General features: G+C 76.9%; 11 protein-coding genes and 1 riboswitch. Of the genes, 3 read left to right on the forward strand and 8 right to left on the reverse strand.

What is annotated here, in order from left to right; translation table 11 throughout:
* Positions 1–20: 20 nt before the first annotated feature.
* From M3673_RS07040 to M3673_RS07050, 3 genes are all read right to left on the reverse strand, one after another.
* Positions 21–1,082, reverse strand: coding sequence for an ABC transporter ATP-binding protein (locus M3673_RS07040; protein ID WP_251532676.1), 1,062 nt, complete (start codon positions 1,080–1,082; stop codon positions 21–23).
* Between the two features lie 73 nt (positions 1,083–1,155).
* On the reverse strand, positions 1,156–2,790 hold the full coding sequence (locus M3673_RS07045) for an iron ABC transporter permease (RefSeq protein ID WP_251532677.1): 1,635 nt from the start codon (positions 2,788–2,790) through the stop codon (positions 1,156–1,158).
* A complete protein-coding gene (locus M3673_RS07050) occupies positions 2,787–3,905 on the reverse strand; it encodes a thiamine ABC transporter substrate binding subunit (protein WP_251532678.1) in 1,119 nt (372 codons plus the stop codon). Before M3673_RS07050 ends, M3673_RS07045 begins: the two co-directional genes overlap by 4 nt.
* Positions 3,895–4,025: riboswitch (TPP riboswitch) on the reverse strand. (Overlaps the previous gene by 11 nt.)
* A gap of 126 nt (positions 4,026–4,151) precedes the next feature.
* On the opposite strand from M3673_RS07050, the gene M3673_RS07055 reads away from it, so the two are divergent.
* The 3 genes from M3673_RS07055 to M3673_RS07065 all read left to right on the forward strand — a co-directional run bounded on the left by M3673_RS07055 (position 4,152) and on the right by M3673_RS07065 (position 7,155).
* Positions 4,152–5,072, forward strand: coding sequence for an alpha/beta hydrolase (locus tag M3673_RS07055; RefSeq protein WP_251532679.1), 921 nt, complete (start codon positions 4,152–4,154; stop codon positions 5,070–5,072).
* Between the two features lie 56 nt (positions 5,073–5,128).
* Positions 5,129–5,617 carry a GNAT family N-acetyltransferase gene (locus M3673_RS07060; protein WP_251532680.1) on the forward strand — a complete coding sequence of 163 codons (489 nt, stop codon included), beginning with the start codon at positions 5,129–5,131 and terminating at the stop codon, positions 5,615–5,617.
* A 134-nt stretch (positions 5,618–5,751) separates the two neighbouring features.
* On the forward strand, positions 5,752–7,155 hold the full coding sequence (locus M3673_RS07065) for a M1 family metallopeptidase (protein WP_251532681.1): 1,404 nt from the start codon (positions 5,752–5,754) through the stop codon (positions 7,153–7,155).
* On the opposite strand, the gene M3673_RS07070 is transcribed toward M3673_RS07065, so the two are convergent.
* From M3673_RS07070 to M3673_RS07090, 5 genes are all read right to left on the reverse strand, one after another.
* Positions 7,149–7,817, reverse strand: coding sequence for a TetR family transcriptional regulator C-terminal domain-containing protein (locus M3673_RS07070; protein WP_251532682.1), 669 nt, complete (start codon positions 7,815–7,817; stop codon positions 7,149–7,151). The two genes, M3673_RS07065 and M3673_RS07070, sit on opposite strands and share 7 nt — an antisense overlap.
* A gap of 527 nt (positions 7,818–8,344) precedes the next feature.
* Positions 8,345–9,382, reverse strand: a complete 1,038-nt coding sequence (locus tag M3673_RS07075; RefSeq protein WP_251532683.1) for a sucrase ferredoxin — start codon at positions 9,380–9,382, stop codon at positions 8,345–8,347.
* 286 nt (positions 9,383–9,668) lie between these two features.
* The gene (gene hutI / locus M3673_RS07080) at positions 9,669–10,823 is read right to left on the reverse strand and encodes an imidazolonepropionase (RefSeq protein WP_374108189.1); all 1,155 of its coding nucleotides are present in this window, start codon (positions 10,821–10,823) and stop codon (positions 9,669–9,671) included.
* A 125-nt stretch (positions 10,824–10,948) separates the two neighbouring features.
* Positions 10,949–12,394: a formimidoylglutamate deiminase gene (locus M3673_RS07085; RefSeq protein ID WP_251532684.1), complete on the reverse strand. Its 1,446-nt coding sequence runs from the start codon at positions 12,392–12,394 to the stop codon at positions 10,949–10,951.
* Positions 12,391–13,686, reverse strand: coding sequence for an allantoate amidohydrolase (locus tag M3673_RS07090; RefSeq protein ID WP_308196110.1), 1,296 nt, complete (start codon positions 13,684–13,686; stop codon positions 12,391–12,393). The genes M3673_RS07085 and M3673_RS07090 overlap by 4 nt, the downstream gene beginning before the upstream one ends.
* Between the last annotated feature and the right edge of the window lie 10 nt (positions 13,687–13,696).

The raw sequence follows: 13,696 nt of genomic DNA on the forward strand, positions 1-13,696 counted from the left end.
GGTCAGTGTAAGGACTGTCCCTACGCTTCGCCCCCTCCGCGCGCCCCGGGGAGCACCGCGAGCCGCGTGGCGTCCACCACGACGCCCACCCGGTCGCCCGGCGCCACACGGTGGTCGAGGCCCGCCACGGCGTCGACCTCGCCCACCCCGTCGACGTCGAGGACCAGCCGCAGCTGCTCCGGCGTGCCCCGCAGCGAGCGCACCGTCGCCGCCAGCGCGCCCTCCTGCGCACCGGCCTGCGCGCCCGGCTGCGCGGGGGCGGCCAGCTGCAGCGCGGAGCGGCGTACGGCGACCGCCGTGGCCGCGCCCGCGGCGACGGGCCGACCGGCCGCCGCCAGCACCCAGTCGGCCGCGGGGCCGTGCAGGACGCGGGCGTAGCCCAGGAAGAGGGCGGTGGCCTCGTCGACGGGGTGGCGCCACACCTCCCCGATGTCGCCGTGCTGCACCAGGCGCCCCGCCCGCATCACCGCGAGCCGGTCGGCCACGGTGAAGGCCTCCTCGTGGTCATGGGTCACCATCAGCGCGGTCGTGCCGGCGCGGCGCAGGATGTCGCGCAGCTCCACGGCCAGCCGCTCGCGCAGCCCGGCGTCGAGGGCCGAGAGCGGCTCGTCGAGCAGCAGCAGCCGGGGCTCGACGGCCAGCGAGCGGGCCAGCGCCACCCGCTGGCGCTCCCCGCCCGACAGCGTGCCGGGCAGCCGGTCGGCGTAGCCGGTGAGCCCGACCAGCTCGAGCAGCTCCTCGACGCGGCGGGCCTCCTCGCGGGCCCCGGAGCGCGAGCGGCGCCGCAGGCGCAGGGCGTAGCCGACGTTGCGCCCGACGGTGAGGTGGCCGAAGAGCTGCCCGTCCTGGAACATCAGCGCGAAGCCCCGCCTGTGGGTCGGCACGCGGGCCAGGTCGTCGCCGTCCCACGCGATCCGGCCCGTCGCGGGCTCGAGGCCGGCCACCGCGCGCAGCAGCGTCGACTTGCCGCACCCCGAGGGTCCCAGCACGGCGAGCACCTGCCCGTCGGGGAGGTCGAGGTCGACCCCGCTCACGGCCGGGCGGCCGTCGTAGGACACCGAGACGTCGCTCAGCGCGAGCATCGCGCTCCTCCTGTCGTCGGGCCGGTCACAGGGCTGGTCACGGGGCCGGTCACAGGGCCGGTCACAGGGCCGGTCACAGGGCCCCCAGCGACGGCACGCGCAGCCGCTCGACGGCCAGCATCACACCGGCCGTGGCCGCGGCCAGCACCACGGAGGCGGCCAGGGCCATGCCGTAGTTCATGGCCCCGGGGCTGCCGATGAGGCGGTAGATGACCACCGGCAGGGTCGGGGACTCCTCGCGCGCGAGGAAGGACGTGGCCCCGAACTCCCCCAGCGACACCGCGAAGGCGAAGCCGGCGGCGGCCAGCAGGGGGCGCCACACCACCGGCAGGTCGACGGTGAGCACGGTGCGCCAGGCCCCGGCGCCCAGCGAGGCGGCCGCCTGGCGCTGCCGGTCGTCGACGCCGCCGAGCACGGGGGCGATCGTGCGCACCACCAGCGGCAGCGCCACCAGCGCCTGGGCCACCGGCACCAGCAGCGGGGAGTCGCGCAGGTCGAGCGGCGGGGAGTCGAGGGTGATGAGGAAGCCGAAGCCGAGCGTCACCGCCGAGACGCCCAGGGGCAGCATGAAGAAGCCGTCGAGGGCCGCACGCACCCGCCGCTCGGCCCGCCCGCGGGAGCCCCGTGTGACCACGACGGCCACCAGCAGGCCCAGGGTCAGCGACATCCAGGTCGCGTCGACCGCGGTGCGCAGCGAGGTGAGCAGCGCGTCGGTCACCGGCACCAGCAGGGCGCCGCCCTCGCCGGGGGTGCGCAGGGCGCGGTAGTTGCCCAGGCTCCAGGCGTCGTCGACGCGCAGCGAGCCGCTCACCAGCACCGCCACGGGCGCGGCGACCACCACGAGCAGCAGCGCGGTGGCGCCCAGCTGGGGGAGGTCGCCGCGGCGGGGGCGGCGCGGGCGGGGCACGACGCGCGCCAGCGTCGGGTCGGGCACCGCCCGCAGCCGCGCGGCCACCAGCAGCAGCGCGGTGACCGCCACGAGCTGGAGGATCGACAGGGCCGCGGCCGCCTGGAGGTCGAGCAGGTTGGTGGTGAGCAGGTAGATCTCAGTCTCCACCGAGGAGTAGCGGAGCCCGCCCAGGGTCAGCACGACGCCGAAGGCGGTGGCGCAGAAGAGGAAGACCACGCTGGCCGACGACACGATCGCCGGGCGCAGCGCCGGCAGCGTCACGGTGCGCAGCACCTGCAGCGGGCTCGCACCCAGCGCCGCGGCCGCCTCGCCCGGGCGCGGGTCGAGCGACTCCCACGCCGCGCCCACGCCGCGGATGACCACGGCGACGTTGAAGAAGACCAGGCCCGCCACGATCGCCACCGGGCTGCCGTCGAGGCCGAGGAAGGCCAGCGGGCCCGCCTCGCCCAGCAGCTGGCGGAAGCCGATGCCGACGACCACGGTGGGCAGCACGAAGGGCACGAGCAGCGCGGCCCGCACCACCCGGCGCAGCGGGAAGTCGAGACGGTGCAGGGCGAAGGCGGCCGGCAGGCCCAGCAGCACCGACAGCGCCGTGGCCACCGTCGCCGACCAGACGGTGAACCACAGCACCCGGTGCACCCGCTCGCGGCCCAGCACCTCGAGCACGGCGCCCGGGTCGACAACGCCGTCGACGACGAAGCCCCGCGCGAGCATGCCGCTCACCGGCAGCACGAAGAAGACCGCCAGCACCGCCACCGGCAGCGCCGCGAGCGCCACCAGGGTCAGCCCACGCCTCACCGGGTGACGACGTCCGTCCACTCCTGCAGCCACGTGGCGCGCTCGGTGGCGATCTCGGCGGGGTCGACCTCGTAGGGGTCGGTGGGGCGCTCGGCGTGCTGCGCCCAGTCGGCCGGCAGCTCGGTGCCCTCGACGACCGGGAAGACGTACATCGACTCCGGCAGCGCGGCCTGCACCTCCGGCCCGGTCATGAAGCGCACCAGCGCCTCGGCCCCGGCCACGTTCTCCGCGCCCGCCAGGACCCCGACGTACTCGACCTGCTGGAAGCAGGTGTCGAGCAGCGCCCGGGTGGTCGAGGTGCCGTCGTCGGCGAGGGTGAAGGCCGGGGAGGAGTCGTAGGAGACCACGACCGGGCGGTCGCCGGAGCCGCCGCCCTGGGTGAAGTCGGTCTGGTAGGCGTCCGACCAGCCGTCGACGAGCTTGGCGCCGTTGTCCATGAGGTCGGCCCAGTAGTCGGGCCAGTCCTCGCCGTACTCCGCGATCGTGGCCAGCAGGAAGGCCAGGCCCGGGGAGCTGGTCGTGGCTCCGGGCACGACGAGCAGGTCGCGGTAGGCGGGGTCGGTGAGGTCGTCGAGCGAGGCCGGCGGCTCGAGGTCGCGCTCGGCGAACCACGTCTCGTCGACGTTGACGCACACGTTGCCGTTGTCGACGGCGGTCAGGGCCTGCTCGTCGTCGCCGGGCACGGCGTAGTCGGAGACCCCGGCGGGGGCGTCGAAGGCGTAGGGGGCGAAGACGCCCTCCTCCAGCGCGCGGGAGGCGAAGGTGTTGTCGACACCGAAGGCCACGTCGCCGGTCGGGGAGTCCTTGGTCAGGACCAGCTTGTTGGTGAGGCTGCCGGCGTCACCGGAGGCGCGGACCACGAGGTCGTAGCCCGACTGCTGCTCGAAGGCCCGCTCGACCTTCTGGGGCAGGACGAACGACTCGTGGGTGACCAGCACGACCTCGCTGCCGTCGCCGGTGGCCCCCTCGGTGCCGCCGGCGCCGGTGGAGGAGCCCGCACCGCCCGTGTCGGCGGCGGTCGGGTCGTCGTCGCCGCTGCCGACCAGCGAGCAGGCCGTGGTGAGGCCGAGGACCACCGCGGTGGTCAGGACGGTGAGTGCGCGCGCACGCCTCATGTGGCCTCCCTTCGCCGGTGCTAGCCGGAGCAGGTTCGGAGGGTCTGCGGTACGACGCGACTCGTCGTCCGCACTCTCAGCACGCCACCGGTGGCCGGTCGTGCTCCCCTGTCTTCTGCGGCCAGTGTAGGTCGCCGGCAGGTCGCCGGCGGGTCGCCGTCCGGTCCGGCACGGTCGGGCGCCGGGCCGTGGCCACCCGGCGCCCGGTCGGTGGGCGCTGCTGGCGGGGTCTGAGAGGCTTCCGGCGTGCCGAGCCTCCGCCACCAGCTCCTCGCGACCCTCATCCCCCGACTGCGCCGGGCCGGCGAGCTGAGCTCGCTGCCCGAGGAGCGCGAGCGCGTGCTCGAGGGGCAGGCACGTCGCGCGCCCGGGCTGGCGACGGGGCTGGTGCCCGGCTTCGCGCGGCGCTTCACCCTCGTCACCGACTCCTCCGCCGGCTTCGACGTGCACGTGCTCGCCCCGCGTGGGGTCGAGCCCGAGCGGACCCTGGTGTGGATGCACGGCGGCGCCTACATCGCCGGCATCGACCCCTTCCACGTGCGCTACGCCGCCGCGCTCGCCCGCCGGCTCGGGGTGCGGGTCGTGCTGCCCGACTACCCGCTGGCCCCGGGCAGCACCTGGGCCGACTCCCACGACCGGCTCGTCGACGTCGTCGCGCGCGCCTGCGCCCACGGCCCGGTGCTGCTGGGCGGCGACTCCGCCGGCGGCGGCATCGCGCTGGCCGTGGCCCAGAGCGTGCGCGACCGCGGTCTCGACCCGGCGGGGTCGCTGGAGCGGCTGCTGCTGCTCTCGCCCTGGGTCGACCTCACCACCTCCACGCCCGCGACCCGGTGGTTCGCGGCGCGCGACCCGTGGCTCTTCGAGTCCAAGCTGCACGCCTACGCCGCGTGGTGGGCCGGCTCCCCCGACGACCTGGCCCGCCCCGAGGTCTCCCCGGCGCTGGGCGACCTCGCCGGCCTGCCGCCGGCGCTCGTGCTCTGCGGCACGCGCGACCTGCTCGTCCCCGGCGTACGGCTGCTGGCGCGGCGGGCCGCCGAGGCCGGGTGGGACCTCACCTACGTCGAGGAGCCCGACCTCATCCACGTCTACCCGATCCTGCCGCTCATCCCCGAGGCACGTCGGGCCCGGCGCACCGTCGAGGCCTTCCTGCGGGGGTCGGCCCGGTGAGCGGCCCGGTGAGCCGTTCGGCGGGCGGTTCGGCGGGCGGCCCGGCGGGCGGCCCGGTGGTGTGGTCGAGCGACTTCGCGGGGCTCGCGCCGGCGGTCGCCTACGCCGTGTGGCGGCTGCGGCAGGAGGTCTTCGTGGTCGAGCAGGCCTGCCCCTACCCCGACCTCGACGGCCGAGACACCGAGCCCGGCACCCGCCACGTCGTGCTCCCCGACCCCGAGCGACCCGACGAGGTGCCGGTGCTGGGCTACGCCCGGGTGCTCGACGACGGCGACACGTGGCGCGTCGGCCGGGTCGTGCTGCATCCCGCGGGGCGCGGGCGAGGACTCAGCGGTGCGCTGATGGAGGCGTGCGTAGCGCTGTGCGACGGGACCGGGACCGGGAGCGAGACCGGGGCCGAGACCGGGAGCGCGGTGCGCCGTGACGTCGTGCTCGACGCCCAGGCGCCGCTGGCGGGCTGGTACGCCGGCTTCGGCTTCGCCGTCGACGGGCCGGAGTTCCTGGAGGACGGCATCCCCCACGTACCGATGCGGCGGCGCGGCTGAGAGGTCCCGGCGTGGCCTGCGGGGGTGGTGGGGGCCGCGGAGGTTTCGAGACGGTCGCTGGCGCTCCCTCCTCAACCACCGGGGGCGGGGCGGGGCGGTCGCCGGCGGGGTCGGGCGGGCGTAGGGTCCGAGACGTGCTGCGACGACTCGGACTCTCCCTGGCCACCCTCGCCCTCGCCTCGACCGGGGTGGTGGCGCTCGCGCCCCCGGCGGCGTACGCGGCGCAGGCCGGCAGCGAGGCCGGTGCGGGCGGCGACACGCTCTTCCCGCGGCAGGGCGACGCGCGCTACCAGGTCCGGTCCTACGACGTGTCGCTCGACTACACGCCCGGGACCAACCAGCTCACCGCCACGACGCGGATCGTCGCCGTCGCGGCGCGCGACCTGGGCCGCTTCGACCTCGACCTCGAGGGTCTCGACGTGTCGCGCGTGCTGGTCGACGGCGAGCAGGCCGCCTTCTCGCGCGACGGCCACGAGCTCACGGTGCGCCCCGACGGCGGGCTCGACCGGGGGCGCTTCACGGTGCGCGTCGACTACGCCGGCGAGCCGCAGGAGCACATCGACCCCGACGGGTCCACCGAGGGCTGGGTCCGCACGGCCGACGGCGCCACCGCCCTGGGCGAGCCGGTCGGCACGATGACCTGGATCCCCTCCAACAACACCCCCGGCGACAAGGCGCGCTACACCTTCCGCCTCACCGTGCCCACCGGCTACGAGGCCACCGCCAACGGCGTGCTCGTCTCCCAGCGCGACGAGGGCCTCACCACCACGTGGACCTGGCGGGCCGACGACCCGATGGCGACCTACCTGGCCATGGTCTCGATCGGGCAGTTCGACGTCTTCGAGTCGCAGACCGAGTCGGTCGACGGCCGCACGATCCCGATCTGGTCCTTCACCGACGTCACCGGCGGCGACGCCGCCGCGGCGCGGCGGCTGCTGCCGAAGGTGATCGCCTTCCAGGAGAGGCTCTTCGGCCCCTACCCCTTCGACGCCGCCGGGCTGGTCGTCGACGACGCCGACGTGGGCTACGCGCTGGAGACCCAGACCCGCCCGTTCTACCCCTCGGTCGGCGCCGCCGACGGTGCCCTCGTCCACGAGACCGCGCACCAGTGGTTCGGCGACTCCGTGACCCTGGTCGACTGGCACGACATCTGGCTGGCCGAGGGCTTCGCGACCTACGCCGAGTGGCTCTGGGACGCCCGCCACGGCGGTGACACCGCCCAGGAGCACTTCGACGACCTGTACGCCACCCCGGCCTCGGGCGCCCTGTGGCGCCCGGCGCCCACCGAGTTCACCGACGCCGCCGACCTCTTCGGCAGCCCGGTCTACAACCGCGGGGCGATGACGCTGCACGCGCTGCGCAAGGAGGTCGGTGGCGACGACTTCTTCCGGATCGTGCGGCTGTGGGCGAAGCGCAACGAGGACGGCAGCGTGCGCACCGCGCAGCTCGTGCGGCTCGCGGAGCGGGTCTCCGGTCGCGAGCTGTCGCCGCTCTTCCGCACCTGGCTGGAGAAGGCGGGCAAGCCGGCCGGCTACTGACCGCTGGGCGCGGGGTCGCTGGGTCCGGGGTCGCGGGGGCGTCGGTCGGTGGGCCCGGGCCCGGGGTGGTCGGCCTGGCCGGGGGCCGCGGGCCGGCGTGGCTCGCGGACCGGCCCGTGCTGGCGCAGGAGCGCGATGGTGGCCCAGCCGAGGGCGTCGACCGCCCGCTGCGGCGAGCACGGGTCCTGCCGGTCGCAGAGCGCGACCCGGAGCCCGTCGACCAGACCGTGGAGCACGTCGAGGGCGACCTCGTCGTCGAGGCCGGTCAGGTGTCGGATCCAGTGGCGCTCCTGGGTCCGGGCCTGCGCGACCGCCGCGGCGAGGGCGTCGTCGGCCCGGGCGAGCTCGCAGAGAGCCAGCCACACCCTGACCGCGCGGCGTCCCTCCTCGCCGTCGGGCAGCAGCGTCGCGAGGGGACCGTCCCCCCGCCCCCTGCCGCCGAAGTCGCTGGTCGCTCGCACACCGGCCCAGGCCCGGACGCACATCAGCTGCATCAGCCGCTCCCGTCCGCCGAGGTGGTGCAGCACGGTGCTCGGGCTGAGGTCGGCCTCGGCCGCGATCCGGCGCAGCGACAGGGCCTCCACCCCGTCACGCGTCACCAGCCGCGACACGGCGGCCGTTAGCTCCTCGACGCGGTAGGTGGTGTCGAGGATCCGGGGCACGACGTCATCCCAGCACGGTCGGACGCAGCGCGCCGCCGGCTCTCCACAGGCCCGGTCGCCACCGGTCGCCTCTCCACGGGCCGGCTCGCTGCCGGCCGCCCCTCGTGGCCGCCGGTCGCTCGTCGGGCGGTCCTCGGTGAGCGTCCGCGGGTTGAACGAACGTTCGATCAACGCGTCAGCGACTCCCCCGCGGAACGGGAGCGACAGGCGGCACCGACCGGCAGCGAACCCAGGAGCGGAGCCCTCCAGTCATGCCGAGACGTTGAACGAACATTCGATCAACCCGGGAGCGACTCCCCCGCGAAGCCGGAGCGACAGAGGACACCGACCAGCAGCGAACACAGGGGCGGACCGCTCCAGTCACCCCAACCCGTTGAACGCACGTTCGATCAACCCGCGAGCGCCTCACCTGGAGCCGAGTCACCACGCACGCTCGGTCGGCGCGGGCCGGGCGTGCCTGCGGCGGTGGGAACGCGGCGATGAGGATGCGCGGACGGAACGAACGATCCACCACCCCTGGAGTCGGCTCAGCAGGTCTCTCCCCCGCGGTCGAGCCGCACGTGGTCGGCGTGCCAGCTCGTCGCCGGCTTGGCCCGGGCGTCGCCGCAGGACCCGAGGCGGGGCGCCACCGTGGACGACAGGTGGACGGTCGCCGCGAACGCACCCCCGGGGTCGACGACCCGCAGCACCTCCCGCTGTCCCTCCGCCTGTGCTTCCGCCCGTGCGTCGGCCTGTGCTCCGGCCTGTGCTCCGGCCTGTGCGCCGGCCTGTGCTTCGGCCTGTGCGCCGGCCTGTGCTTCGGCCTGCCCCTCGACACGCAGCGGCGGGAGCTCCTCGCGCCTGACCGCGAGCGGCACGTCGTGGGCCAGCCCGAGCCGCTCGCGCGCCGCCAGCTCGGCGACCTGCTCGGGCGCGGACCGCCCGGCGCGCCCCCGTACGCGCCCGGGCGGGAGCGCACCGGCCATGACGGCCTCGGCCACCGCCACGGCGTCATCGGCGCCGACCCGGCCGAGGGCCAGTCCGCTGGGGAGGGCCAGCAGGGTCCCGGAGAAACGGTGGCCGCCGAGGTGGGTGGTCTCCCAGGTGCCCTCGGGCCAGCGGGCGGCCAGCGCCGCGGCGACCGGGCGACCGAGCTCGGCACAGCACAGGTCGCGCGAGCCGTTGGTGCACACCAGCCACAGCGGCTCCGCGTCGTCGCGGTGAAGCAGCAGCCCGGAGCCCTCGGGGTCGTGGGGGTCGACCCCGGTGACGGCGTCGGCCGAGGGCAGCGTGGCCGACCAGACCCGCGGCGCCTCCCCGTCGTCGAGGTGGGCCACGACCACCCGGGCCGGTGTGACCTCGCCGGGCAGCGGCGCCCGGGCGCCGGGGCGACGGAGCAGCTGGACGCGCACGTCGCGCAGGCCGGCCAGGTGGGCGCGGGCGGACTCGGGCAGGCGCGACTCGCGGAGCGCCTTGCGCCCCCACGGCCCGGGCTGCTCGAGGAAGAGCCAGCGACGGTCGGTGGGCGCGCTACCGGCGAGCGGCTCGTCGTCGGCGAGGCTGGCGGCGGCGCAGCGGAGGTCCACCGGCCCATCAGACCACGCGGCGTGGCTCGCGCCTCGGCACGGTCATGGGCGAGGATCCGGCACGGGGCGCAGGGGCGAGCGCGGGGCGCAGGGCCGGGCGCGGGCACGGAGCCGGGCGCAGCGCGGGCCGGGCGCAGGGCGGGCCGGGCGCAGGGCGGGCCGGGCGCAGGGCGGGCCGGGCGCAGCGCGGGCCGGGCGCAGCGCGGGCCGGGCGCAGCGCGGGCCGGGCGCAGCGCGGGCCGGGCGCAGCGCGGGCCGGGCGCAGCCCGGGCCCCAGGCCGCCCGCTCACACCACCTGCCGACCCCCGACCCAGACCGCCTGCACGAGGGGCACCCCGGGCCGGTAGGCCAGGTGCACGTGGCTCGGCGCGTCGAGCACGACGAGGTCGGCGCGGGCCCCGACGGTGAGCCGTCCGACGTCGTCGCGGTCGAGCGCGGCCGCCCCGACCGCCGTGGCCGCGTGCACGGCCTCAGCCGCGGTGAGCCCCATCTCGCGCACGGCCAGAGCGATGCAGAAGGCCATGCTGCTGGTGAAGCTGGATCCGGGGTTGCAGTCGCTGGCCAGGGCCACCCGCACACCGGCGTCGAGCAGCCTGCGGGCGTCGGGGTAGGGCTGCCGGGTGGAGAACTCCACGCCCGGCAGCAGGGTCGCGACCGTGCCCGTCTCGCGCAGCGCGTCGACGTCGGCGTCGGTGAGGTAGGTGCAGTGGTCGACGGCGCCCAGCCCGAGCTCGGCGGCCAGCAGCACCCCGGGCCCGGGTCCGAGCTGGTTGGCGTGCAGGCGCCCCCGCAGCCCGACCGCCGCTCCCGCGGCGAGCACCGCGCGGGCCTGGTCGGCGTCGAAGGCGCCGGTCTCGCAGAAGACGTCGATCCACCGGGCGTGGGGCGCGGCGGCCTCCAGCATCGGCCCGGTGACGAGGTCGACGTAGGCCGCCGGGTCGTCGGCGAGCTCGGCGGGCACGACGTGGGCCCCCAGGTACGTCGTCTCCTCGGTGAACTGGCGCGCCACCGCGAGCGAGCGCGCCTCGTCGCGCACGGTCAGGCCGTAGCCGCTCTTGGTCTCCAGCGTCGTCGTGCCCTGCCGACGCATCTCCGCGACCAGGCGCGCCACCGTGGCGGTCAGCTGCTCGTCGGTGGCGGCACGGGTCGCGGCGACCGTGGTGCGGATGCCGCCGGCGGCGTAGGGACGCCCGGCCATCCGTGCCTCGAACTCCGCGGCCCGGTCGCCGGCGTGCACGAGGTGGGAGTGGGAGTCGACGAAGCCCGGCAGCACGGCCCGCCCGCCCAGGTCCACGCGCAGGTCGGCCGCCGGTGCCGACGCCGCCGGCCCCACCCACGCGACCCGTCCGCGCTCGACCAGCAGCGCCGCGTCGTGGCGTAGCCCGAGGGTGTCGTCGTCCCCGGGGTCGTTGGTCACCAGCTCCCCGATGCCGGTGAGCAGGGTGGTCGGCCCGGCGGCCCCGCCCGCACCGGACGGGCCGGTCGGGATGGCTGGGGTGGGTCCGGGCGGGGTAGGTCCGGGCGGGGTGGAACCGGGCGGGGTGAGGGGGGTGTGCGGGCCGCCGGTCACGGCAGGACCTCCTGGATCGCGGCGGCCAGGGCGGCGCCGAGGGGCTGGGCGGGGGCCGGGGCCGCGGGGCCGACGACCCAGCGACCGTCGACCATGACGGCGAGGACGTCGGCGGCGCTCGCGGCGAAGACGGCGGTGTGCTCGTCGTCGCCGGTGCCGGCGGTGCGCGGGGAGGACGTGTCGAGCACGACCAGGTCGGCCCGGGCGCCGACCTCGAGGCGTCCGGCGTCGGGGAAGCCGAGCCCGGCGTGGTCGGTGCCGGCCGCGAGGAGCTCGTCCGCGCTCCAGTGACCACGGCGGCGCGAGGTCAGCCGCTCGTCGAGCTCCAGGGCGCGCATCTCCTCCCACGGGTCGACCACGGCGTGGCTGTCGCTGCCCAGCGAGAGGACCGCTCCCGCGTCGGCGAGTCGGCGCGCGGGGCCGACGCCGTCGCCGAGGTCGCGCTCGGTGGTCGGGCACAGGCAGACGCGGGTGCCGGAGCCGCCGAGCAGGTCGACGTCGGCGTCGGTGAGGTGGGTGGCGTGGACCGCGGTGGTCCGGGGGCCGAGCGCGCCGGCGTCGGCGAGCAGGCGGGTCGGGGTGACGCCGTGGGCGGCGAGGCAGGCGGCGTTCTCGGCCGGCTGCTCGGAGAGGTGCACGTGCAGCGGGTCGCCGGCGGCCGCGGCCACCACGGTCGGCAGGTCGGCCCGGGGCACCGCCCGCACAGAGTGGATCGCCGCGCCCACGACCACGTCGTCGCACCCGGCCAGCCGCTCGACCAGCGCGGCGCGCCGCTCGGCCCAGGCCTGCGCGGAGCCGTCGCTGCACCGCCGCTGCACACCCTCGACCGGGGCGCCGAAGCCGCTGCTGAGGTAGCAGGTGTCGAGCAGGGCCAGCCGCAGCCCCACCGCGCGGGCGGCCTCGACGAGGGCGAGCTCCATCGCGTGGTCGGGGTAGGGCGTGCCGTCGGGTCGGTGGTGGAGGTAGTGGAACTCCCCGAGGGTCGTCACGCCTGAGGCGACGATCTCCCCGAGGACGGCCCGGGCGAGGCGGTGGTAGGAGTCGGGGTCCAGCCGCGCGGCGACGGCGTACATCTGCTCGCGCCAGGTCCAGAACGTGCCCCGGCCGCGCTGGGTGCGCCCCCGCAGGGCGCGGTGGAAGGCGTGGCTGTGGGCGTTGGCCTGCCCGGGCACCACCAGGCCGTCGAGCACCACCGCCGCGCGCCCCTCGCCCACCGCTCCCCCCGGCTCCACGCGCGTGAAGCGACCGTCGGCCACCTCCACCAGGACGTCGTCGCGGGTGGCGCCGCCGACCCACGCCCGCCGCAGCACGTACGCCGTGGTGGCCGCGCCGCTCCCGGCGCCGGCCGGGCGGGTGGCCCCACGGGACTCGCCGCCGGTCGCAGGGCCGGGCGCAGAGCCGGGCGCGGAGCCGGGCGCGGAGCCGATGACGAGTCCGCTCACCGCGCCAGCACCTCGAGCGCGTCGGTCAGCGCCTCGACGCCGGCGAGGCAGTCGGCGACCTCGGCGTGCTCCGCCGGGGAGTGCGAGACACCGGTGGGGTTGCGCACGAAGAGCATGGCCGTCGGCACTCCGGCCGCGGCGAGCACGCCCGCGTCGTGGCCGGCCTGCGTGTCGAGCACCGGCCAGCCGCGCGCGGCCGCGTCGAGGACCCCGACCAGCGCCGGGTCGAAGCCCACCGCTCCCGAGACCGACTCGGGGTGCACCGCCAGCGAGGTGCCGTCGCGCTCGGCGCGGGCGGCGGCCTGGGCGGTGATCGCGGCGACCAGCGCCTCCAGCTCGGGCTCGCTCGCGGCGCGGGCGTCGAGCCAGGCGCTGACCCTCGACGCGATGACGTTGGTCGACCCCGGCGTCACCTCGACCCGCCCGATCGTGGCGCGGGCCCCGGCCAGCCGCGCCTGCTTGCCGGCCGCGAGCGCGGTCATCGCGAACGTCAGCACCGGGTCGGCGCGGTCCTCCATGCGGGTCGTGCCGGCGTGGTCGGCGCGGCCCTCGAGGTCGAGCCGCCAGCGCCCGTGCGGCCAGATGCCGCGGGCCATGCCCACCGGCGCGTCGAGGTCGACCAGCGCCCGGCCCTGCTCGACGTGCAGCTCGACGAAGGTCCCGACGCCCTCGAGCAGACCGGCCCCCGGCCCTCCGCCCGACCCGGCACCCGACCCCGCGACCGACCCTGCGCCCGGCCCCTCCTCGAGCCCCTGCCCCAGCCCGGCCGCCTCCAGCGCGTCGGGCAGCCGCACGCCGTCGGGGTCGACGAGCTCGCGCAGGTCGGCCCACGCCGCCCTGCCGGTGGCCCACCGCGAGCCCAGGCAGGCCCGCCCGAAGCGCGAGCCCTCCTCCTCCGCGAACACCGACACCCCGACCGGCCGACCGGGCCGAGCACCCCGCTCGCGCAGCCGGTCCAGCGCGGCCAGGGCCGACACGACGCCGAGCGGACCGTCGTAGGCCCCGCCGTCGTCGACGGAGTCGAGGTGCGAGCCGGTCAGCACGCCCGGACCGCTCGCCCCCTCCGGGCGCCACCACGCCACGACGCTGCCCAGCCCGTCGACTCGTACGTCGAGCCCGCGGCCCGCGCACTGCTCCAGGAACCACGCGCGCAGCTCGCGCTCGGCGCCGTCCCACGGCCGCCGGTGGTAGCCGCCGGTGCGCGCCGAGCGGCCGACGGGCGCGAGGTCGCGCCACATCGCCTCGAAGTCGGGGCGGCGGCCGGCGGGCCGCTCAGCGGGGGTGTCGGGCACAGTGACCTCC

Origin of the sequence: Nocardioides sp. P86, from assembly GCF_023712465.1 — a bacterium.
Classification (GTDB): Bacteria; Actinomycetota; Actinomycetes; order Propionibacteriales; family Nocardioidaceae; genus Nocardioides; species Nocardioides kribbensis.

Excerpts from the sequence above, each read along its gene's own strand:
- M3673_RS07040 (WP_251532676.1), bottom strand. The coding sequence starts at position 1,082 with ATGCTCGCGCTGAGCGACGTCTCGGTGTCCTACGACGGCCGCCCGGCC.
- M3673_RS07050 (WP_251532678.1), bottom strand. The coding sequence starts at position 3,905 with ATGAGGCGTGCGCGCGCACTCACCGTCCTGACCACCGCGGTGGTCCTC.